At 42.7% G+C, this 21,185-nt stretch carries 13 protein-coding genes; 4 read left to right on the top strand and 9 right to left on the bottom strand.

All coding sequences use genetic code 11. The features are described 5' to 3' along the window. Positions 1–179 precede the first annotated feature (179 nt). From B4G94_RS08230 to B4G94_RS08220, 3 genes are all read left to right on the top strand, one after another. Positions 180–3,542: a SusC/RagA family TonB-linked outer membrane protein gene (locus B4G94_RS08230; RefSeq protein WP_286858204.1), complete on the top strand. Its 3,363-nt coding sequence runs from the start codon at positions 180–182 to the stop codon at positions 3,540–3,542. Positions 3,543–3,555: 13 nt separating this feature from the next. Next, positions 3,556–5,370 (top strand): RagB/SusD family nutrient uptake outer membrane protein, encoded by a 1,815-nt coding sequence (locus B4G94_RS08225; protein ID WP_286858202.1) that lies wholly within the window; start codon positions 3,556–3,558, stop codon positions 5,368–5,370. Between the two features lie 111 nt (positions 5,371–5,481). After that, positions 5,482–7,878: a PQQ-binding-like beta-propeller repeat protein gene (locus B4G94_RS08220; RefSeq protein ID WP_286858200.1), complete on the top strand. Its 2,397-nt coding sequence runs from the start codon at positions 5,482–5,484 to the stop codon at positions 7,876–7,878. 277 nt (positions 7,879–8,155) lie between these two features. Here B4G94_RS08220 and rsgA read toward each other — a convergent pair whose 3' ends face one another. Next, positions 8,156–9,250, bottom strand: coding sequence for a ribosome small subunit-dependent GTPase A (gene rsgA, locus B4G94_RS08215; RefSeq protein WP_286858199.1), 1,095 nt, complete (start codon positions 9,248–9,250; stop codon positions 8,156–8,158). A gap of 543 nt (positions 9,251–9,793) precedes the next feature. Here rsgA and B4G94_RS08210 point away from each other — a divergent pair. Further along, positions 9,794–10,309 carry a hypothetical protein gene (locus B4G94_RS08210; RefSeq protein WP_286858197.1) on the top strand — a complete coding sequence of 172 codons (516 nt, stop codon included), beginning with the start codon at positions 9,794–9,796 and terminating at the stop codon, positions 10,307–10,309. Here the strand turns inward: B4G94_RS08210 and B4G94_RS08205 are convergent. The 8 genes from B4G94_RS08205 to B4G94_RS08170 form a co-directional block, all read right to left on the bottom strand. Then, on the bottom strand, positions 10,306–12,663 hold the full coding sequence (locus B4G94_RS08205) for a TonB-dependent receptor domain-containing protein (protein ID WP_286858195.1): 2,358 nt from the start codon (positions 12,661–12,663) through the stop codon (positions 10,306–10,308). The two genes, B4G94_RS08210 and B4G94_RS08205, sit on opposite strands and share 4 nt — an antisense overlap. Before the next feature lie 124 nt (positions 12,664–12,787). After that, the gene (locus B4G94_RS08200; RefSeq protein WP_165306172.1) at positions 12,788–14,137 is read right to left on the bottom strand and encodes a PepSY-associated TM helix domain-containing protein; all 1,350 of its coding nucleotides are present in this window, start codon (positions 14,135–14,137) and stop codon (positions 12,788–12,790) included. Positions 14,138–14,144: 7 nt separating this feature from the next. Further along, entirely contained in the window at positions 14,145–14,843 is a 699-nt protein-coding gene (locus B4G94_RS08195; protein WP_165306173.1) for a DUF4198 domain-containing protein, read from the bottom strand. 120 nt (positions 14,844–14,963) lie between these two features. After that, on the bottom strand, positions 14,964–16,190 hold the full coding sequence (locus B4G94_RS08190; RefSeq protein ID WP_165306174.1) for a DUF4374 domain-containing protein: 1,227 nt from the start codon (positions 16,188–16,190) through the stop codon (positions 14,964–14,966). A 21-nt stretch (positions 16,191–16,211) separates the two neighbouring features. After that, positions 16,212–18,632 (bottom strand): TonB-dependent receptor, encoded by a 2,421-nt coding sequence (locus tag B4G94_RS08185; protein ID WP_165306175.1) that lies wholly within the window; start codon positions 18,630–18,632, stop codon positions 16,212–16,214. Positions 18,633–18,764: 132 nt separating this feature from the next. After that, the gene (locus tag B4G94_RS08180; protein ID WP_165306176.1) at positions 18,765–19,964 is read right to left on the bottom strand and encodes a hypothetical protein; all 1,200 of its coding nucleotides are present in this window, start codon (positions 19,962–19,964) and stop codon (positions 18,765–18,767) included. 9 nt (positions 19,965–19,973) lie between these two features. Beyond that, entirely contained in the window at positions 19,974–20,576 is a 603-nt protein-coding gene (locus B4G94_RS08175; protein ID WP_146190974.1) for a hypothetical protein, read from the bottom strand. A gap of 21 nt (positions 20,577–20,597) precedes the next feature. Further along, complete coding sequence (locus B4G94_RS08170) at positions 20,598–21,161, bottom strand: RNA polymerase sigma-70 factor (protein ID WP_241254953.1); 564 nt, start codon at positions 21,159–21,161, stop codon at positions 20,598–20,600. Positions 21,162–21,185 lie beyond the last annotated feature (24 nt).

Here is a 21,185-nt window from a genome sequence, read left to right as displayed (position 1 = left end):
AAAGAAAAAGGGGATGTTGACGCATCCCCTGTTGTAAAGAGCCAAATTTATTGAAGTGCGAATTCTATAGATTATTAAACCCTTAACAATTCAAAGTTATGAAATTTTTTTCTCCATTAATAGCACGGGGGGACCGGAGAAGTCATTCTTATACCCTAAGCATTAAAGTCATAGTGACTATGAAGTTGATTTGTGTACTGCTGCTGGCATTTACGATTGGTGCTAGAGCATCAGGATATGCGCAACAAGTAAATCTATCCTTGAAAAATGCCAGGATTGAAACTGTTCTTAAAGAGATTTCCAATCAAACCAGATTACGTCTATTTTACGACGAAAGATTATTTGAAAATGCTTCGCGTGTGGATATTTCCGTGGCCGGATCCGATGTGAGGGCTGCGCTGGCAAAAACATTGCGCGGACGCAATCTGATCTTCGATATCATGGGAAGTACCATTGTCATTAAAGAAAAGAAGCAAACGGACCGTGAGATCTCAGGTATTGTCAGGGATGCTTCGGGGCCTATGACGGGAGTGAGCGTGACCGTATTAGGGGTACCCGGAATAGCAACAAGTACCGACAGGGACGGTCGGTACAATATTCGTGTTCCGGAGAAGGCAATCCTTCTATTTCGTTTTATGGGCTATAAAGATGCCGAAGTCAATGTCTCGGACAAGAACAGGGCGGATGTACTGATGGAAACTGCCGAGTCTCATCTGGATGAGGTTATTGTAGTTGGCTACGGTACGCAAAAAAAGATCAATCTTTCGGGAGCTGTCGATCAGATCGGCGAAAAGTTTCTGGAAAGTAGACCCATTACCAATGTCGGGACGGCCTTGCAGGGCGCCATGGCCAATCTGAACATTACACCGACATCGGGAAGAGCTAATAGTTCGCCGGGAATCAACGTGCGTGGTTACACTTCGCTATCGGGAGGTGGACCTTTGATCGTGATCGACGGGGTGCCGGCCACAAACGATGAACTCAATCGCATGAATCCCATGGACATCGCCAGTGTGACGGTGTTAAAAGATGCCGCATCGGCAGCGATCTATGGTAGCCGCGCTGCTTTTGGTGTGGTATTGGTGACCACCAAATCGGGTACAACAAAAGATGTCAAGGTGACTGCCAACTCCATTTTTGGCGCCAAGGCAATTACACGGTCGGTAGAGATTGAGGACGACCCTTATCAGGTCATGAAATACAGAAATATCATGTCCGCACCCTGGTATAGCCTTTATGATGAGAAAATGCTGGAATATGGTAAACAGCTGAGCGAAGATCCGTCCTTGCCGCGTGTGATTGTCGATCCGCAAAATAAAAATGCTTATCTCTATCTGGGGTCTACGGATTGGTTTAAGGAGGTATATAAAGATATTCAGCCTTCGTATACCAACAACATCAGCATCGCACAGAAAAATGAACGTTCTTCCTTCTATCTTTCGGGTGAATATTATAGACAAAATGGTATGCTGCGCATTAGCCCCGATACCTATGATCGTTATAATTTCAGGGTAAAAGGTGATTATAAAATCACGGACTGGTTTACCTTGTCCAATAATACGACCTTTACCAACGATAAATATGATCAGCCTTCAGCAATTGATCAGGGCTATCTCTATTGGCATAATGTCAACCGTCAGCCTTCATTAAATACCGTTTATAATCCGGACGGTACCTATACCGAAGCCGGGGTAAACATGATCGGTGCGGTAGCCGAAGGGGGACGTAGTATTAGCCGAAATAATGATTTTCAGACTAGCTTTGGTGCAAAGATCGACTTCATCAAAAATGTATGGACCTTAAATGGGGACGCGACCTTCAGAAGGGTTTCAGGAAAATCACATTTCTTTCAGTTGCCGCTTGCCTATAGCACAGGGCCAGATGTGATGACCAAGCAAAACTTTAACAGTTATGCCTCCAATGGAAGTAATGAAACACGCTATAATGTGTACAACATCTACTCGCAATATCAACGTACAATCAAGGATCACTATTTTTCATTGATGCTGGGTTTCAACCAGGAAGAGCGCATTTATGAGTCGTTTTCGGCATCGCGCGATCAGTTGATTTCCAATTCCCTGCCGACGATCGGATTAGCGACGGGTCAAACGCCTTCTGTCGGGGCATCAGATTATGCCTGGTCAGTACGGGGCGCTTTTGCCAGATTGAATTATACCTACAAAGACAAGTATATCCTCGAGTCTAATTTACGCTACGATGGCTCTTCGCGGTTCCCTAAAAAAGACAGATTCGCATTCAACCCTTCGGTATCTGCAGCCTGGGTAGTTTCGCAGGAAAGCTTCTTTCAGCCGCTGAAGGAAACGGTATCTAATTTTAAACTGCGGGGATCGTACGGTTCGTTGGCAAACCAGGATTTAAGGGACATCTATTACCCTTACATTGCCGAGATGTCCAAGGGCAGTGGTGCTATCTTGGATGGCAAGGTTGTACCCATTGTGGGCAGTCCGGGCTTAGTGTCGTCGACCCTGACCTGGGAGACCATTACGCAGGCTAATTTTGGGGTGGATATCGGCTTGTTTAAAAATCAGCTTTTCGGTTCATTCGATATTTATCGTCGCGATACAAAAGATATGTTGACAGCAGGCCGGGTATTGCCGGTCGTGCTGGGTACAGGTGTACCATTTGAAAATGCGGCAAACCTAAAAACCAATGGTTGGGAATTGACTCTTGGTTACAACAAAGAATTTATGGTGGCCAGCAAACCGTTCACAGTCTCGGCAAGGATCAATCTCGCAGATAGTAGAGCCTATATTACGAAATACAATAATCCGATAAATAACTTAAGTGATTATTATGTTGGTCAGGAATTGGGTGAAATGTGGGGACTGACGACCTTAGGATTCTTCCAATCGCAGGAAGAGATCAAGGCGCATGCCAATCAAAATAATGTGACCTCTTACCCTGGTACAAGGGGATTGGAACCTGGCGACCTTAAATTTGCCGATATCAACGGTGATGGCGAAATAAACCGGGGTGATTGGACCTTAGACAATCATGGAGACTACAAGGTGATTGGTAATTCGAGACAACGTTACAGCTACGGTGTTGATTTGAATTCAAGCTGGAATGGCATTGATCTGCGTGTCTTTTTGCAAGGTGTCGGAAAAAGAAACTATTATCCTTCGGGCGGCGACCATTATTTTTGGGGTATTTATGCGCAGCCCTGGGCGAGCCTGACCAAGTTCAACCTGGACCATTGGACACCCGAGAATCCAAATGCCTATTTGCCAAGACCCAAGTCCTATGTAGCTGAGCAGAGCGGTATCGAACTGGCTGCCACACAGACCAAATATTTGCAGAATGCAGGCTATTTAAGAGTGAAGAATGTGACCCTGGGTTACACCCTTCCGAAATTGATCACAGATAGATGGGGAATCGATCGGCTACGTCTGTTTGTCAGCGGCGAAAACCTTTTTGAGTTTACCAAACTGATGGATTATCTAGACCCTGAAATTGTCGGCGACCGGACGGCTTATCCTTTTCAGCGGACTTACTCGTTTGGCTTAAACTTTAATTTCTAAAATGACTATTATTATGCAAAATATAAAAAGACAAATTAGCAAGATCGGAGCGCTGGTAGGGGCCTTGTTCCTGATCATGAGCTGTAACGATGATTTCATGGAACGGTATCCCACCACATCGGTTACACCCGAAGTTTTTTTTAGCAATGTAACCGATCTAAAAACATATACAGATGGTTTTTACGGCAGTTTGAGTGCGCCGATAGCAGATCTGGGAACAGATAATCTGGCCCATCACAATTCAGGCAGCACAATTGATGAGATCATGCGTGGCGGGATAAGCCCCCAGAATGCAGCCGTGTGGAGCTGGTCTGCCCTACGAAATATTAATTTCTTTCTTGAAAATGCGGGCCGAGTGAAGGGAGCCAATGCTACCGAGGTAAACCATTATCTCGGTATCGCCCGGTTCTTTCGTGCTCGTTTCTATATTGATAAGGTTAACCAGTATAGTGATGTGCCCTGGTACAGTATGACGATGGGCACCTCGGATCTTGATTTATTAAACAAGAAGCAGGATAGCCGAACGCTTGTGGTGGACTCGATCATGGCGGATCTTGAATTTGCGGTTGCCAACATCAAAGCTGACGGTCACAAATCCACAGTCACCAAGTGGGCAGCCCTGGCGCAATTGGCGCAGTTCGCCTTGCAAGAGGGAACGTTCCGTAAATATCACACGTATTTGAACCTGAGTGGATCGGCCAACACGTTTCTTCAGCGGGCTGTTTCTGCCGCCGAAGAGATTATGAAATCGGCCAAATTTTCGATCAGTACCACCGGCGGCGTCAACCGTGCCTATCGGGATCTATTTATCAGCCTCAATCTACAGGCAAATCCAGAAACTATCCTATTTATTGATTACGATAAAGATCTTAGAAGAATGCGAAATGCGCATACGGTATTGGACTATGAATGGGCGCTGAGCCAAACGCTGATGGAAAGTTATCTGATGAAAGATGGAAAACGTTTTACTGAACAAGCAGGTTATAAAACAAAGAATATTGACCAAGTATTCGTTAACCGCGATCCGCGCTTTGAGCAAACCTTTATGAAACCCGGATTTCAGCCAGTCAATGTTCCAACTCCACATCGCCTGAAACCGACATTGGGTGGTTACAATCAGATCAAGTTTTATCCTGAAATAACAGAAATGATCGCTTGGGAATCGGCCTACACAGATGCATTTGTGTTTCGTTATGCCGAAATCTTACTCATTTTTGCAGAAGCTAAAGCGGAGCTGGGGACACTCACGAGCCAGGCAGATCTTGACAAATCAATCAATCTGTTGCGTGCACGTGTGGGCATGCCGGCCATGCAGCTGGGGGAAGCTAATGCCAATATTGATCCCGTATTGCAAACATACTATCCAAATGTGAAGGGTGGCAATGTGGGACTTATCCTCGAAATCCGCAGAGAAAGACGTGTCGAACTGGCCTGTGAAGGTCAGCGATACCGGGATATCTTTCGATGGGAAGTTGGCGAGCGCCTGGCTGATCAACAACAAGGGATGTATGTGAAGAAATTAGGCCCGATGGATGTAACGGGAGATGGTAAAATTGATATCGCGATACTTGAATCCGCAAAAGATACCGACCCGATCAAAGACCTGACAGAAGAGGAAAAGAAGAATATTTCCCTCTATTATTTAAAGGATGCCAATGGTAACAATACGACCATCTATCTTGAAAATGGAAACAGCGGCCATATTATGTTTACGGTGGCAAGAGATAAAAAGAAGACATTTGAAAAACCTAAATATTACTACTATCCGGTGGCCAATAGCCAAATGGTGCTGGATGGCAGTAAATTGGTGCAGACAAATTTTTGGTAACTGAGTGGTGTTTTTTTGATAAAGGTAAAGATAGGTGAATTCAATTGGCAGAATAGATCCTATCTTTCCTTTTATTATAACTAATGAATTTTGAATAGATAATATTTTGACATGAGAAGACCGATACAAAAGATTATACTTCCACTCTTGCTTTTGTGCAGCAACGCGATGTATGCGCAATATCAGGGACATGTCTTTTTGGATCTTGATAAGAACAAAAAGATGGATCGCAATGAAAAAGGAATGCCGGGTGTGGTCATATCCGATGGTTACGATGTTTTACCGACTGCCGCCGATGGAAGCTTCAGCCTAAAAAAGAATGAAAAAGCTAAATTTCTTTTTGTACGCATTCCGGCTGGATATCAAGCGAGCGGAACCCATTATATAAAGATTGATCCCAAATTGGAACGTTATGATTTTGGCGTAATTGCGGACAAAAAACAGCAAGGGGATAAGCTTCGATTTATCCAGATTACGGATACCGAAACACCGCTATATGGCGAATGGATAGATAATATCCGTAAATTTTCGCAACAGCAGCAGGCTGCGCTGATTATGCACACGGGCGATATCTGCTATGAGCCGGGCATGCAATTTCATGCACGGCAGGTCAATAGTGAACTGATGGGTGTACCGACTTATTATACGGTAGGAAACCACGATCTTGTCAAAGGTGAATACGGCGAGAAGCTATTTGAAGATTTATTTGGCCCGGTGTATTATTCATTTGAGGCCGGACCGGCACATTTTGTCGTTACCCCGATGCCCGGTGGTGACTATGCCCCGAGCTACAACCAGGATCAGGTAATCGCCTGGCTCAAAAAGGACTTGGCCCTGAAGGCGAAAGACAAACCACTTGTTTTTATCAATCATGACCTGATTGTAGGAAAGGATTTTGTCATGAAAGGGAAAACCGATTCCATCGATTTAAGACAGTATAACCTAAAAGCTTATCTGTATGGTCACTGGCACAACAACTACAGTTTTGGTAGCAGGGATGGAGTAGCGATTATATCCACAAACGCACCAAATAAAGGTGGGATAGATAATTCTGTGGCGCAATTCATGGTTATAGATGTAGACAAAAACGGGGTAAGCAAGGTCACTCCAACATATCCTTATCTGTCGGATCACATCGCATTGATCTATCCGCAGAGCAGGAAGATACAGATTGCAACTGGGCAAAAACTGGACATCAGTGCCAGTGTGTACCACTCCGAAAAGAGTATTATTTCTGTATATGCTACGCTATTAAATCAACAGGGTGTCCCGCAGAAATCGGTCGGGCTGAATAATACCAGTGACTGGAACTGGCGTGGAACGATTACTGCTACAGCTCATAGCAATCAAAAGCAGACGATCATGCTGGAAGTGAATTATGGAGATGGTACGCAGGCTTTGAAGAAATTTGATTGGAATAAGGAGCCTGCCTCGACAGATCTGCTCCAGTTGACCTGGTCATCAAACATTGGGGCGAATATATGGAAGAGTTCTCCACTGGTACAGGGACAACGGGTTTATGTGGCCAGTATTGATGATGCCATCGGTGGTAAAAGTAAAATTCAGGCATTGTCAAAACGGTCGGGTGAGACTGTCTGGACCTTTCAGACCCAGAATTCGGTAAAGCAGAAATTGGCCTATAGCAAGGGCTTGATTCTGGCAACAGATATGGGAGGGACAATTTACGCGATCAATGAAAAAGATGGTAAACTTGTATGGAAGAAAGACCTCAGTGGCGGACGGCTTCCGGGCTATGTTAGCGCCGGCGTCGTCCGTGATGGTATTTATTATACCGGTGCGGGAAATTACCTGTCAGCAATAAAAGTTGACGATGGCACAATCATCTGGCAAAATCGGGATTGGAATGGCGGCGAAGGTATGCCGGGAGAACTGCTCATCACAAACGACTATCTAATTACCGGAGCGAACTGGAATAGCTTATTTGTTCATGATTGCAGGACCGGCAAGCTCCTGTGGAAGAAAAATGATGATGGTTTGCGGTTTAGAACGGGTGGGGCTACTGCTGATGCCACTTCTTTGTATGTCGCTGGCCTGAACAACCTTTTTCAGTTGGATCAAAAGACCGGTGCAGTAATCAACAGGACACAGAGCCAAGACGATTTTAAAGTGATGGCTTCGCCGCTCCTGACCGAAGGTTTGCTGATCATGCCAACAGCGACCAATGGGATAAAGGCTTTCGATCGCGGAAATTTAACCGAAAAATGGAATTTCCAGACCGGTGAAGCGCTGATCTATACCTCAGCATATTCCAGTCCGGATCAGCATAAAAAAGTGAGTACTGTTGAGTCGAGTATTCGCTATGCGGCTGGAAAATTGTTTTTTGGAGGGTCGGATGGCTATTTGTATGTCTTAAATCCGGATGGAACTTTAGTGCAAAAAATTAACCTGGGTACGCCGATTTTGGCTGAAGTCACTATTCAGGGAAATGAGGTCTATGTTGCGGATTTTGCAGGTAATGTGTATTGTTTTACCATGACAAATAGCTGAACAGATAATTCCCGGGTATAGCTTTTCGGCTGGCTTGGTCTTTAATAAAGATTGATTTTTGCAATAGAAGGTATCGAAAGAACTTCATGAAAAAAACTAGTCGTGAGACTAGTTTTTTTGCCCGATTAATACTGGTCGGGAGGCAGGTGCATGGGATTTTATGAAACTGCTTTAAAAATAAGATATTTATCGCTGCGATGAGATTTATCCAAAGCTTATACCAACTATTGGTAGAAAGATCCGGGTACAGCTGGATACCCGGACCTTATACGCGGTATTAACGTCTTAGGCCTTGCCGTTTCTTATATTCATTCAGCAATTTTGATTGAGACCTTTCCTTTTTCCGCTTTTGATGTGATGACGTACTAAAATGGTCGATTTCGCGTTCGAGTTTAAGATAACTTTGATAAATTTTCTGATCCAGGTTACCATTCTTGACTGCTTCCAATACGGCACAGCCGGGTTCATTGTGGTGCGTGCAGTCTTTAAAGCGGCAAAATCCAACATAGTCCTTCATATCCAGTGTATCGGTCAATGTTTCGATGCCGTCAGTGGTCAGTCCGAATTCACGGACTCCGGGGGTATCGATCAGTATCCCGGCATCAGTCATCTCAACCATCTGCCGTCGTGTGGAAGTATGTCGCCCTTTGCCTGTGGACTCGCTGATCGCGGAAGTGTGAACAGCCGGTTTTTCGCATAAGGCATTGACAAGTGAACTTTTTCCTACACCGGATGAGCCTACCATGACAACAGTTTCGCCTGTTCCGATACAGTTGCGTAAAGCCGTAATTGTCTCCGGCTGGTGTATACTTGTCAGATAAACAGGCATCTGTAGCTGAAAGTGCTTTGTCGCCTCTGCTATCGGTCCGTGGTCGAAATCCAGGTCGGCCTTGTTGAGTACCAGTATCGGCTGGATATTTGCCTCAAAAATCTGGACGGCAAAACGTTCCGCGCGGCGCATGTTAAAATTTGAGTCGAGGCTCTGTACAATAAATGCTTTGTCTATGTAAGCGGCTATTGCCTGTTTATCTGAAATAGTGCCGTTTTTTTTACGGTCTAATACACGCTCCCTTGGGAGTATGTCTACAATAATACCCTTATCTTCCTCAAATTGCTGGAAAATGATCCAGTCTCCCGTGCAGGGAAGCTCATAAGCTGATTTTCCGAAAAGCATATTTCCGGTCAGTTCACATTGCAGCAGTCCGCTTTCGGATACAACTTCGTAGCAGGTCCGATGGACAGTCGCAATACGACCGTGTGGGAGCGATTTAAATAGAGAATTTTGTTTCAGTTGATTTAATTTATCATTCCAACCATATTGATGAAGGTTAAAACTGAATTCGTCTCTGTTGATGATATGCTCATTATTCATGATATAGCAAATTTTGGCGCAAGGAAACACTTTTGTTTTTTGCGCAGTGTAAATAAAAAATAATAAAGTGTTACTCCTGGATAGAATGATCCAAGAGAAGTTGAAGGGACACGATATACTGGACGTACAAGGTGTTTACTATGCTATATCCGATTGAGTGGTTTTAACCATAAGACACAAATGTATGAAATTGCGATGATTTATCCTAACTATGGCTCTGGATAATACAATTGTATAGTAACTTGTTTGTTTATTATGTGGCTGTATTTTAGGTGCTAATGGTGTTTGTGTTGCTGATTTTTGTGCCGGTCCTGCTTGCTGAAATTGTGCTATGCAGGGTGCATGTGCGGTCAATTGTATCATAAATTCCGGGCAGCAGAATTTTTCTGCTTCGATAATTTGATTTAAAGAATCTAGAATTATTTTCTAATTTAGATCGCAGATTAGACCAATTATTCGTAATCAATCAAAGAATATTGTGGTAAAGTTGATGTTCCGCGATGGAATCAAACGCATCTGGAACTAATTCATACGCCGGAGTTTATGGCCGTGCTGGAACAGCAATGGGAAGGGGTGATAGAACAGCCTTTTAAGCCGACGAAGGTCGATAGACAACGCCAGTTCCAACGGATCCTGTCCAGTATATCTAGCGCAAAAAAGACGCATACCGCTATTACAAAAACCAGGACAAGCCTCTGGGGCTCAACTTGGACCAGGATCGCTGCTTGTATCGCTTTCTATGCCTTTGCTACCCTCTTGTATTTTCTTTTACAGCCAAAAGCTGATCCGAGCGATCCGGTGAGATTATCGGATAACAATTTGCTGGTTCTACCAGACAAGCAAACTGCACAGATCTTGTTTGATGACGGTACGGTCCCGAATTTTCCATCAATAAAACCCGGGACGGTAAAACTACGTATCATTTCAATAGGGATCAGAATGAATCAGGCAAAGGAGGTTGCCGTTCGCGATAACAGTCCGTTGACAGTACAGTTAGAAGCGCTGATGAACGCGATGGACGTGGTGGTTGACGCGCAGCTGTTACGCCATACCATTTAGTTGCCAAACCGATAACTCAATGACAATAGTACTTTTCTGTTGTCCGGAAAATCGGAGTAAAATACCTTCAGGTCTCCGTATTCGCTGATTAATTGTGGATTAGCATTTCGGAGTAAACCATTGGCTGTAAGCTTGATCATGCCACGTTCACCAAACATTTTCTTTTCTGCAGCTAGATCCAGTCCGTACCTTTTGTCGGTCCGAGAAGGACCGGTAGTAATTCCCGAACGATAATAAAGTGCTATTTCAGCGCGCAAGCCATACTTGAATTGCAGCGTATGGCGGCTATTGGCCGTCCAGCTGGAACCTTTTGAATCTAGTTTTACATCGCCGATTTCACCGGAATAGTTGTTGTAGAATGCATTGATATAATGGCTTGCGGTCCACCAGGAACGCAATGTCTGATTGTACATCACGCTGGCGCTGTAATTCAGATATCGTCCTATATTCTCTGGCCGCGACAGATTTTCGCCGACTTGATCCCCTTGGCGAACAATCCAATTGATCATATCACGGCCATAAGAAATACCCAATGTAGTGAACAACTTATTTTTATAACCATGACCTATCTCCGTAATGTAACTCTTCTCTGGTTTTAAATCCGGATTCCCTTCGTTGTAACTATAGGCATCCTCATAGATCCGAAATACATTGATGTCGTGATCGCCCGGTCTCTCAATTCGACTGCTGAAGGATGTCCTTATGGTATTTTTATCATTGAGGTGATAAAGCAATGAGCCACTCGGGAAAAGGTCGAAATAGCGTTGGTGATTTTCCTTGTTTAAGGTCACCTGATTGGCATTTATAAAGGTATACTCACCACGCAGACCAGCCTGATATTCGAGTCGTTTGAATTTGCCAGAGTAGATGGCATAGAGTGCTTCAATATGCTGGGTGTATTGAAAACGGTTGGAAGTGGCATTATCACGGATCCATGTACCTTTATCCAATAGGGTATTGACCACATCATTATTAATGAAAAAGTAGGTTCCTTTCCAGCCAAGCTCTATTTTGCTTGAATCAGTTAAGGGTTTGCTATAATCGAGTCTGCCGGAATAGGTCGTATTACTTAAATCCTGTACATTGGTTCGTCCTGTACTCATTTTCATATCCGTTTGTAAATTGAACTTATCCGTTTCAAAACGATTGTTGTAATCGTTGCCGTGGGGCGCGAAATCAAAATTGAATTTTAAAAAATGATCTTCACCTTCGTATTTCTTACTATAGTTCACATTAAATGTCCAGTTTTTAAAAGTCTCGTCAAAGCGGTTTTTACTCCGCGCCTTTTCCGTGTGGATGTTCGCAGGATAGCTCCAGGTATCCATCTCAATGGAGGCATAAGGTTGATAGTTGCCTTTCATCCAATGTACACTTCCATCGAGGATTCCCCCGTCGGAAAATTCATATTTTGCTCCCGCCCGTAGGCTATGGAAAGAGGCGTCATCAAGTTTCTTGCTTTCATGCTGCCGTTGAAAGGAGGTTAAGCTGCCTTGGTTATAGAAGCTTCTTTCGGTCAGATTATGGCTATTGCTGCGGTCGTAACTTGTATTGCCCTGCAGGTACATATCCAGGCCGTTTACTTTATAGTGGAGGCCTCCGCCATAACCACCATGGAATTTTCTGCCTTGGCCGGCACGGACAAAAGCATCGCCACCAAAGCCTACTTTCCCATTTCGCTTGGTTACGATATTGATGATCCCCGCTGTCCCTGAGGCATCTTCGCGGGCTGAAGGATTGCTGATCAGTTCAAGTTTTGAAACTTCGGAGGCCTGGAGGCCGCGAAGGATGCTTGCGAGCTGTTCGCCCGATACATACATATCGCGCCCATTGATCCGTACATTGGCTCCGGCGCGGCCCTGAATAGAAAAATTTCCCTTGCCATCGGAGACTAAACCGGGTGTTTTTTCTAAGAGCTCGAGCACATTGTTCCCTTCTGCCAATACGCTTCCTTCGACATCAACAACCATTTTATCTGCATACTGGCGTACACTCGCTTGCTTTCCGATCACATTGACGGTTTCCATCGTATGTGCGAGAGGTTGTAAAAATAGGGGTGTGGCAATTTGCTCTGCACCGGATAACTGGTAGGTTTTGCTGAATACCGTCGTGTAACCAACGGAACTGTAGCGAATTATATAATTACCATTTTTAGCTGCCTGTAACAGAAATAAACCATCTTTGTCGGCATCGGATTGTGCGACTAATGCCGAATCTGGTAAGCGTAAAAGACTGGCGGTAGCTCCTTTAAATGGCTGTCCATCCTTGTCAAATATTTTCCCTGATAATTTTGTCTGTGCCATGATGCCCATGGCTGAACTTGTTAGCAGGATCGTAAATAATGTAGATTTCGTCATAAATAATATCCCCTGTTCTTTCGTGAGAAAGAACCTTCTTAAGCATAAATTAAACAAGTTTAATTGTCAATGAATTCAAAATTTAACCTTCCTGTTTACAATGTGATTCTGTGCCTATAAAATTTTATAAGTCCGTAGGCTTCGGTCGAAAACGGATCGGCGGTTTTCTTATCGTTGTAGGTGCGACCGTACCGGAATCGCCCTTACCTTCGGGGATGGTAGTGCCCTTTAACAATGTATGGCGTCCTTTTTTCTTTCCCCATTTGCGGTTGTACCAAATAATAAATCCTGTAATAGGTAAAGAACCCGCGATCAAGGTGAGAACAAAGGCCAGCACTTTCGTCGGAAAGCCCCAGAGAGACCCTACATGAATATCGTAATTGAGCCGCCTGAATTGTTCGCCTGTCCGGAGCTCATAAAAATCCTTATTAAAGAGTGTTATATTATTGGGCAGAAAGGCACCTGTATACCGGTCGAACGAATAATAGCGGTTGTTATACTGCCGATCCATGTCGTTTCGAATATATACCGAAATCGTAGCATCTTTTTTTTCAGCATCCGGATAAGTGATCGTCAGGTAATGTGGATCTTTATATTGTGTAAGTATGCGACGGATCTCTCGATCAAAAGCTTTCGGAAAATGTACCAGTTGATCGATTTTTGTTGAATCAGAATGGACTGATGTTCGTTCGGCGAGGGGAGTTCCCCAGTTGGTTGACCAATATAATGCGCGATTGAACCATTCGATACCGTAATACATACCCGTCACTGCCAGTAATAAAACCAAAAGAAATGAATAAAAGCCCACCACGTTATGAAGATCCAGATTGACGCGTTTCCAGCCGGCTTTCCATTTTATCCGAAAGCTTTTTTCACGCGTTGATTTCGTCCATTTTTTTGGGTACCACCAGATCAATCCCGTGATTAGGGTAACACTGAATACCAAGGTCGCATAATTAACAATGGGGCGGCCGATATCCCTTGGTAGCCAAAGGAAGCGATGCCCGTTCAATGTCCATGCAAAAAAGCCATTCAATTTCTCTCTTAACTGGGCTTCTTCCGAATTGTCCTCCACCTGCACACCTAAATAACGACCTGTATAGGGGTGTAATAGATGCACCTGTGGTTTCGCTTTTGGACCACCGTCCTTTCCCTTACCATCGTTTTCTTTGACTGTAAAAGAAACAGGGTGATCCCGGGTATACGTGATGCCACCTATCACGGCATTTGGATAAAGCGAGTCAGCAATCCCGACAATCCGCGAAGGAGAAATTAATGACTGACTGGAAGCCAGGATATATTGCCTTTCTTTTTTCGGGATAACAAGATCTATAATTTCATGATTAAACACCCAAAGGCAAGCCATCAGGCAGATGACAAAGACAATAATGCCAGAGATTAATCCCATCCAGAGGTGTAGCCAGTTATTGACCAGTCGAAATACCGAATTATTTTTCTTTTTTCTTACCGCCATCTCGAATTTAGTTTACCGCAAAGCTCATGGAGCTGGCACGGCTATATTCTTCAAAAGCCTGTCCTTCGATCTTTTCTTTTCGGGATACCTCGGCGTAGTATTTGCCTTTCCATTCCGGGATGAATTTGATGACACCTTGTGCATCGGTTTCCAACCATTTGATCCAGCCACTTGGGGCAATGATCTGAACAGCAGCGTTTGGTGCGGGTTTTCCCTTTTGAAATAAGGTCAGCGAGACCTCTTTTTTATTTTTAAAAACAGTTTGGTCGGCAAAAACAAACAGCTCATTGGCAAGATGTGCAGAAGTATGACCAAGGGTAGTGTTTCCAACTTGAATTGTGGCGATTGCATTGATCTGATATTGTGTCTTGGCGCCTGCTTTGCGCTCTGTATCTCTTTTTAAAGATACATGATAAGCACCATCCTGATCAGGAATGAATGTGGCCAATAGATGATTTCCCTGCGCGGTAGTCGTTAGCGATGATGTACTCCCGTCCGGTTTGATCAATGTCAATGTAACCTGCATATCTTCTTTGTACCACCACCATTTGGAGATGAGCTCGTGTTCATCCGGTTCGCCATAAACCACTTTTACGGTATGGGATTTCCCTTTGGTACCTTGCAGTGAGGTTTCAATAAATACGGCATGCGCCGATGCCGACAGGATGATAAAAAAGCTAAGGATGCTGAACAATAATTTTTTCATATGTTTAAATTTTGGGGTGTTGGATAGAGAATTGCCCCGCCTCGATTTCGCGTATGCTGAAATTTTTTCCATCCCTTTAAAAGGGACATCGGCGGGGCACTTCTTACATTTTGCTGGAACTTATCTGAGCTTATTCAGGTGATAAACTTGGCTGATTCCAGGATCGATCTCAGCTCCGCGTTTTACCGAATTTTTTGCTGGATCATATTCATATACATACCATTTGGACTCGTCTGTTTTAAAGACATCGTATAGTTTGCCATTCTCCATAAAATTCATCGTCGTTTTTGATTCTCCACCACCTACTAATATTCTGAGGTCGGCAACAATCTTTTTATTTGCCGGGTCGATGACGAAAGGACTGATGTAAACTTTACCATCACCTAGTTTCTGTACCTGCGATATATTATTGCTGAACACGTTGTAATCTTTTAAATCGAAGAAATAATCTGGATCAAAGGTTGTCTGTCCCGATTTAATACGTAACAGGCCATAGGTCGCCGCGTCTGTCTTTTTGGTTACAACATAGAGATCCTTATTGTCATCGGTAAAAGTAAGTGTCTGCACTTCCCAATGGCCAGCTGCAAAACCGCCTCTAGCATCTTTTATAATTTTTCCGTTGGCCAAACTTGGGTAATCACATACGTACATATAGGCGGTGTCGATAATATCCTTACGCGTTTCATTACTTCTATATTTGTGACCTACAAATAGTTTGTCGCCTCGTTGCGTGAAGCTTGTAGGTACGATATAAGGGTTGTGATCTTTGCCCTCCGGTGTTTTGGGATTAAATGTGATCATCGGGATTTCGATACCGATGGTCTTGTTGATTGTCAGATTGTTAACGTTCATGAAATAGATTGGTTGTTCCAATACATTTTTGGTCTTATTGGTGGTCCCCGCTGTTTTGGTCATGACCATCTCATCTTTGGTGCTAATATCTTTTAGGACTTTGCCTAGGTAAAAATTTCCAGGGAATGCATAGTTGTTCGTTTCTTTCCAGGATTTACTGTTGACAACTTCAAATTGACTGAATCGTGTTCCATCGTTTGAAAGGTAATACTTTCCTTCGTAGGCATAGGCGTAAATAGCATAAAATGCTGCTGGTAAATGCGATGTGATATCGATACCTTGATTGTTTGCGGCGGTCAAAAGGGTATCTTTCATCAGATTATCAGCTGTCAGTAGGTAGGATGAACCAGCCGCGGTTGTCACCCAAACACTGTACAGACTATTTGAAGTTGGTGTTGGCTCTTCCGGTGAAGTAGTTTCAGGTGATGATTTCTTGCAGGAAGAGAATAATACAGTCGCAGCGAATATTGCGAAGGCGAATTTGTTGATTTTCATAAAAATATGTATTTATTTGTTTTACATGATTGATAATCTCAGCTTGACGTAAAATGCACGTCCAGGCCGTTGGAGACGGAAATTGTCGTATGCTCTTTCGTCTGTGAGGTTTCTTGCTTCAAAGGATACGTTGTACTTATTGCGATCCCAGGCATAGCTCAGCACAGCGGAGTGGATATTTTGCGACGGAATGAGATCTTTGGATTCAAGCGATCCTTGATCTGATTCGGTGAGGTAAAACCAGTGCGTATATTGATATAAGTACGATAGTTGAACTCTGCTTCCTTGCTGAAACCAGTTATTCTGGATGAGGCTGATATCAGCATTTCCATAGACCCAAGGTCGGTTTATGAGTTGTTTGTTATAATTTAAACTGATTTGCTGGTGGGACTCGTCTGTATATTTTTTGTTGTATAAGGCTTTATCGTAAGATCCATTGAGGGTAACAGCCAGCAGATCTTTAAAACCGTATTTGACTTCGGCCTCGAAGCCATAGAGCTTCACACCTTCTTCGTTGTAACTTTGAAAATAGGAAACTCCATTCTGAATGACCGCCCGGCTGTTTATATAGTTATTTGCCAGGCGATAGAAGCCTGTCACATCGACGTTCAGAAAATGATTTTGGTTGATGTAGGTATTATAATAAAATCCAGTATTGATGTTGTCACTATGCTCGGGTTTTACTGCCCAGTTGCCCGTCGTATTGACACCATCGCCAAAAAGCGCGGTCATAGAGGGTAAGTTGTATGCCCTTTCGTAGGATAGTTTCCATCCGCCATCCTTGGTTATTCGATACCGGGAAGCAAGGCTCATGCCATAATAATTACCTTGTTTTTTTTGATGAATTATTTCACCGCTGATCAAATTGTTGTTTCCATCGAATTTGCGCTCATCAATATCTTTCGAAGCATCCATGCGATAGTATTTTACCGCCAGTACATTGGATAAGCGCTTGTCGAACCACTGGTTCTGCCAGGATAGCCCAAAAATATGTCTTCCCAAATAGGATGGCAGACCTGAGCGGTTATAATTGCCGATCAGATCGTACTCTTTCTGATCATTGCTGTTAAAGTTGTAGTTGAAATTGATACTTTGGTTACGGGCTTCGTCAAAGTCATAGTTTAAATTCACCCGCGCTAAATAGTTCGACAGATTATATTTCATGTCTTTTTGGGGATTTGGCGTTGTGCCTTCGTAATTTGAGACCCAGGCACCATTCCAGTTGTAATTATACATGGCGGTATCTCTCACATAGCGGGTGTCGTAACTATAACTTGTGAAAATATCCGTATATAAGCGATTGACCAGAAAATTGCTTTTTTTGTAGCTTAAGGTTGGCATCAGATAGTTGCTTTCTGACCATGCGCCACCAAATACCTTGCTGAGGGAAGCACCGATCTGATTTTCTTTGTGATTTTGGGAATAGGTCAGGCCTGCATAAAATTGATCTGCCCAGGATACATCGCGAAAACCAACCTCCAGTTGTCCCATGGCGGAGGTGTAAGCATCGTTAAATCGCTTGGCTTTTGGGATGACATAATACTTGTTGTCGACCGTTTCCTCGATAAGAACATTGTACTTTTCGTTGGTATACATATTATAATCATTGTCTGAATGATTATAATATGCATTCATTCGAAATGATAATTTGTTTTTTGGATTGGTAAAGGTACCCACGATCGCAGCCTGATGTGTATTGAAGGAGCCATAGGAATAACTCAGGTCCAAGTAAGGTCGCGCGCGACGTTTCGTAATGATATTGACAGCACCACCTAGCGCATCGGAACCCAAAAAAGCGGGTACCACACCCTTATATACTTCAACACGATCAATCAGATTGACAGGAATATTATTTAAAGACATCGAGGAACCAAAATTCTCCATGGGAACACCGTCAATGTAGATCTTTGCATCGAGTCCATTGATGCGAAACACAAAGTTAGAACCGAGTCCACCATCTTCACGTATGGTGACTCCCGTAGCGCGTTTCAAAACCTGGGTCAGATTGGCTGCTTCGTTGGCATGTTTGTTCATGTCAATGACACTTACATTGAATCCCGATCGCTTGATCTCGGCCACTTTCTTCTCATTTTCAGTTTTCCCGTGTGCCGATACGGTCACTTCCTCTATATAATTGCGATCTTCTATAAGCTGAAAATCCTGAATGAGCTTTTCGTTTAGGGCTCTTTCTTCGCTGTGGTAACCAACAGCAGTGACACGTAAGATGGCGTCCGTTGAACTGTTTATCTGTAATTTATAATAGCCGTCTATATCGGAAGATGTGCCTGTGTGCTGATCTTTTAAGCGTATGGTTGCCCCCGGAATGGGTTTCCCAAAGTTATCTTTGACAAAGCCGGAAAGGGCATGCTTTTTTTTGGTCTGTGCTTGGGTAAACACAGTAAAAATTAATATTAGAACAAAGGTAGATGTTGACTTCAACATTTTATTTAGATTAAGTATATATAGGAAGGTTGCTTATACTTATCTTTTACCGAATGTTGATAGGGATTATTTTTTTAAAAAATATACAAATGGTTGATTGTGAGTTTGTTTTTTTTGTCGAGGATAGGTCTATTATTTTAAATAATCCATTCGTACGGTAAAATTGGTAATCTTGGGAAGCTTAAGTCCTTTCGAAATTTCTTTGGTCTGTAAATCATATTTCCAGACACGGTGCTGGTCGTTTGAATCATCTATGGCAAAATACGCGTACTTTCCATCCGTCCATACGTTTTCTTTTTGGGTCCCTTTATCCAAAGGAACCTGGATTTTTTCTATAGAACCGGATTGCAGATCAACTAACCTGTATTCAAACTGATAGACAGCATGAAAATTAGAGAAATCGGTATAGAGCTTCTTTTGTTCGTTGCGGATAATTGCCTTGCCTTTGCCAACATACCAGATCCCATAGGCGTGATTTCCGATTGACTTGGAAATATTGATCATATAGTCTTGATCAACGGATTGCTGGCCTTTCTTTTTTCTAAAGATAGCTGTTGGTAATTTCGGGTTATTTCCCAGTGCTATGCCAGGATTGGTCATAAAGTAATAATCGCCTTTTTCGTCTTTAAAACTATAGGATTGTATGATATTGAAGCCGCCCGGATAAGTTGAACGTGTTTCTTTCTGAATATTTTTAAGTTTAAAACTATCGTATTTTATGCTGGCGTAGTAGGTCGTGTCGGATGTTGTATGGCCATACTTCCCCGTTGATTTAAAGAAGGAGTAGGCCAGCCAAAGATCGTTGTTTTCAATATTCACAAGCCCTAGGTGCAGCGCGCTATATTCCTTGTTGGCAAAGGGGAGAACAATCGTATCTTGTTTCACGATTTTCATCCCTGCAACATTGATCTGATATAGTCTAGCTTGCGGTGTTCTATTTCCGGCGTCTTCCCGACAGACAGCAATTAGGTTGTCGTCATCTTTCCAGGTAATGGTTTCAAAATCACGGTTTTTTAATTGTATACTGTCTACAAGGACAAAGGATGAACCCTGTAATTGGTATTTTGTAAAGACACACGTCTGACTCGATAATCGATAAAAGAAACCATTTTTGTAGATATATTCTCTCTCCTGAATACGCGAACTGGACAATGGAATCTGGAGGGTAGGGCTTCCGTCGTCATCTAAATTTTCGGTAAACAATAAGCTGGTGGGGTTTTCTTCTTTATTGAACAGACAAAAGACAAAGGTGGGATCTATATTTTTTTCTGAAATTTGCGTACACGAAAAAATGGAAGTTATAAGGAAAAACAACACTAGTAATCGCTTCATACTTGTCAATTAAATGCTTTGAAATTGTTCCCTGATTTTAATTTGCATAGTAGATGGTAAAAAAGCCAGATCACTTTTTTGAAACGCTACAATTTTACCAAAATCCGGAGAATTCGACACAAAATACTCTCTTCCGGCTTTAAATACAAATTTGTTCTGATTACTATCCAGAAGCTCGAAATCCCGTTTAGGTTTTATGATAAAATCACCGGAGAAGGCCAGTTTTTTATTGACCAAATCAATGTTGGCCGTACTATTTTTACTTAACTGCACATCGTAATATTCTTCGGTGAAGAACTTGCTATTTTCAGCAGATGAATTGGTAAAGGTCTGATTGTCCAAGGTAGGATGAGAAAAATAGAACATAGAAAAACCGAGCACAAAAATTACAGAAGCTGCTGCGATAATCCTGCCCCAGTTTATTCGCTTGTTTTGCCGTGCGTCCGAATTAATTTTGTCCCACATGGCGGATCCAATTTCTTCGTTTATAGGATTGCTCTCCGCGATACTATCCCAGGAATCATTGTTCAACCATTTTTCGACTAAATGTTTGTCAGCCTCACCGCATTGACCGGAAGCATATTTTTTTAGTATATCCTGGTTGATTTCCATTTTTTGATAATCCGTATACATTCAAAAGTACAAAAAAGTAATTAATAGAAACCGGGCAATATGGATATTACAATACTTTTTAAGTCTGATTTTAATTACTGTTAATGCCTTACTAATATGGTATTCGACTGCTCTTTCTGAAATTAGTAAGCTTGTGGCTATTTCTTTATTGGTTAATCCCTCGTCACGGCTCAATTTATATACATTTTTACATTGCTTGGGTAATGAGTCAACAGCATCATCCAAATGATTTTTAAGCTCTTTGTAATAGAGGTTATTATCTTCGTAAAATTCAGTTTTGCTGATTGAGATCAATTCATGGTGTCGCTGTTTGTTGCCCCTATTCCTTAGAAATTCCAGTGATTTTAATTTCACCGAGCGCAAAAGATAGCGTTCTGCATCCTGCAACCGAAGATCAGCTCTTCTTTCCCATAGGGATTTAAAAACATCTTGGACAATCTCTTTGGCATCATCTTCATCGCCAATGCTTTTGAGTGCGAAAGAATACATTCTCTTCCAATACAATTGGAAAAACTCCTCAAATTGCCTTTTGTTGAGTGTTATTTTATGTACTGCGTTTTTCAAAGCGAACAAATATACGTTCTATTT

The sequence above is a fragment of the Sphingobacterium sp. UBA7625 genome (assembly GCF_002484085.1).
In the GTDB taxonomy this organism is placed as follows: Bacteria; Bacteroidota; Bacteroidia; order Sphingobacteriales; family Sphingobacteriaceae; genus Sphingobacterium; species Sphingobacterium athyrii.
Note: the sequence above shows the minus strand (reverse complement) of the source record. Positions and strands in the feature narration are given on the sequence as shown.

Bases quoted from the DNA above. Each gene is read 5' to 3' on its own strand.
- rsgA (WP_286858199.1), bottom strand. From the start codon at position 9,250: ATGAATAATGAGCATATCATCAACAGAGACGAATTCAGTTTTAACCTT.
- B4G94_RS08175 (WP_146190974.1), bottom strand. From the start codon at position 20,576: ATGGAAATCAACCAGGATATACTAAAAAAATATGCTTCCGGTCAATGC.
- B4G94_RS08205 (WP_286858195.1), bottom strand. From the start codon at position 12,663: ATGACGAAATCTACATTATTTACGATCCTGCTAACAAGTTCAGCCATG.
- B4G94_RS08220 (WP_286858200.1), top strand. From the start codon at position 5,482: ATGAGAAGACCGATACAAAAGATTATACTTCCACTCTTGCTTTTGTGC.
- B4G94_RS08180 (WP_165306176.1), bottom strand. From the start codon at position 19,964: ATGAAGCGATTACTAGTGTTGTTTTTCCTTATAACTTCCATTTTTTCG.
- B4G94_RS08210 (WP_286858197.1), top strand. From the start codon at position 9,794: ATGGCCGTGCTGGAACAGCAATGGGAAGGGGTGATAGAACAGCCTTTT.
- B4G94_RS08200 (WP_165306172.1), bottom strand. From the start codon at position 14,137: ATGGCGGTAAGAAAAAAGAAAAATAATTCGGTATTTCGACTGGTCAAT.
- B4G94_RS08230 (WP_286858204.1), top strand. From the start codon at position 180: ATGAAGTTGATTTGTGTACTGCTGCTGGCATTTACGATTGGTGCTAGA.
- B4G94_RS08225 (WP_286858202.1), top strand. From the start codon at position 3,556: ATGCAAAATATAAAAAGACAAATTAGCAAGATCGGAGCGCTGGTAGGG.
- B4G94_RS08195 (WP_165306173.1), bottom strand. From the start codon at position 14,843: ATGAAAAAATTATTGTTCAGCATCCTTAGCTTTTTTATCATCCTGTCG.
- B4G94_RS08185 (WP_165306175.1), bottom strand. From the start codon at position 18,632: ATGTTGAAGTCAACATCTACCTTTGTTCTAATATTAATTTTTACTGTG.
- B4G94_RS08190 (WP_165306174.1), bottom strand. From the start codon at position 16,190: ATGAAAATCAACAAATTCGCCTTCGCAATATTCGCTGCGACTGTATTA.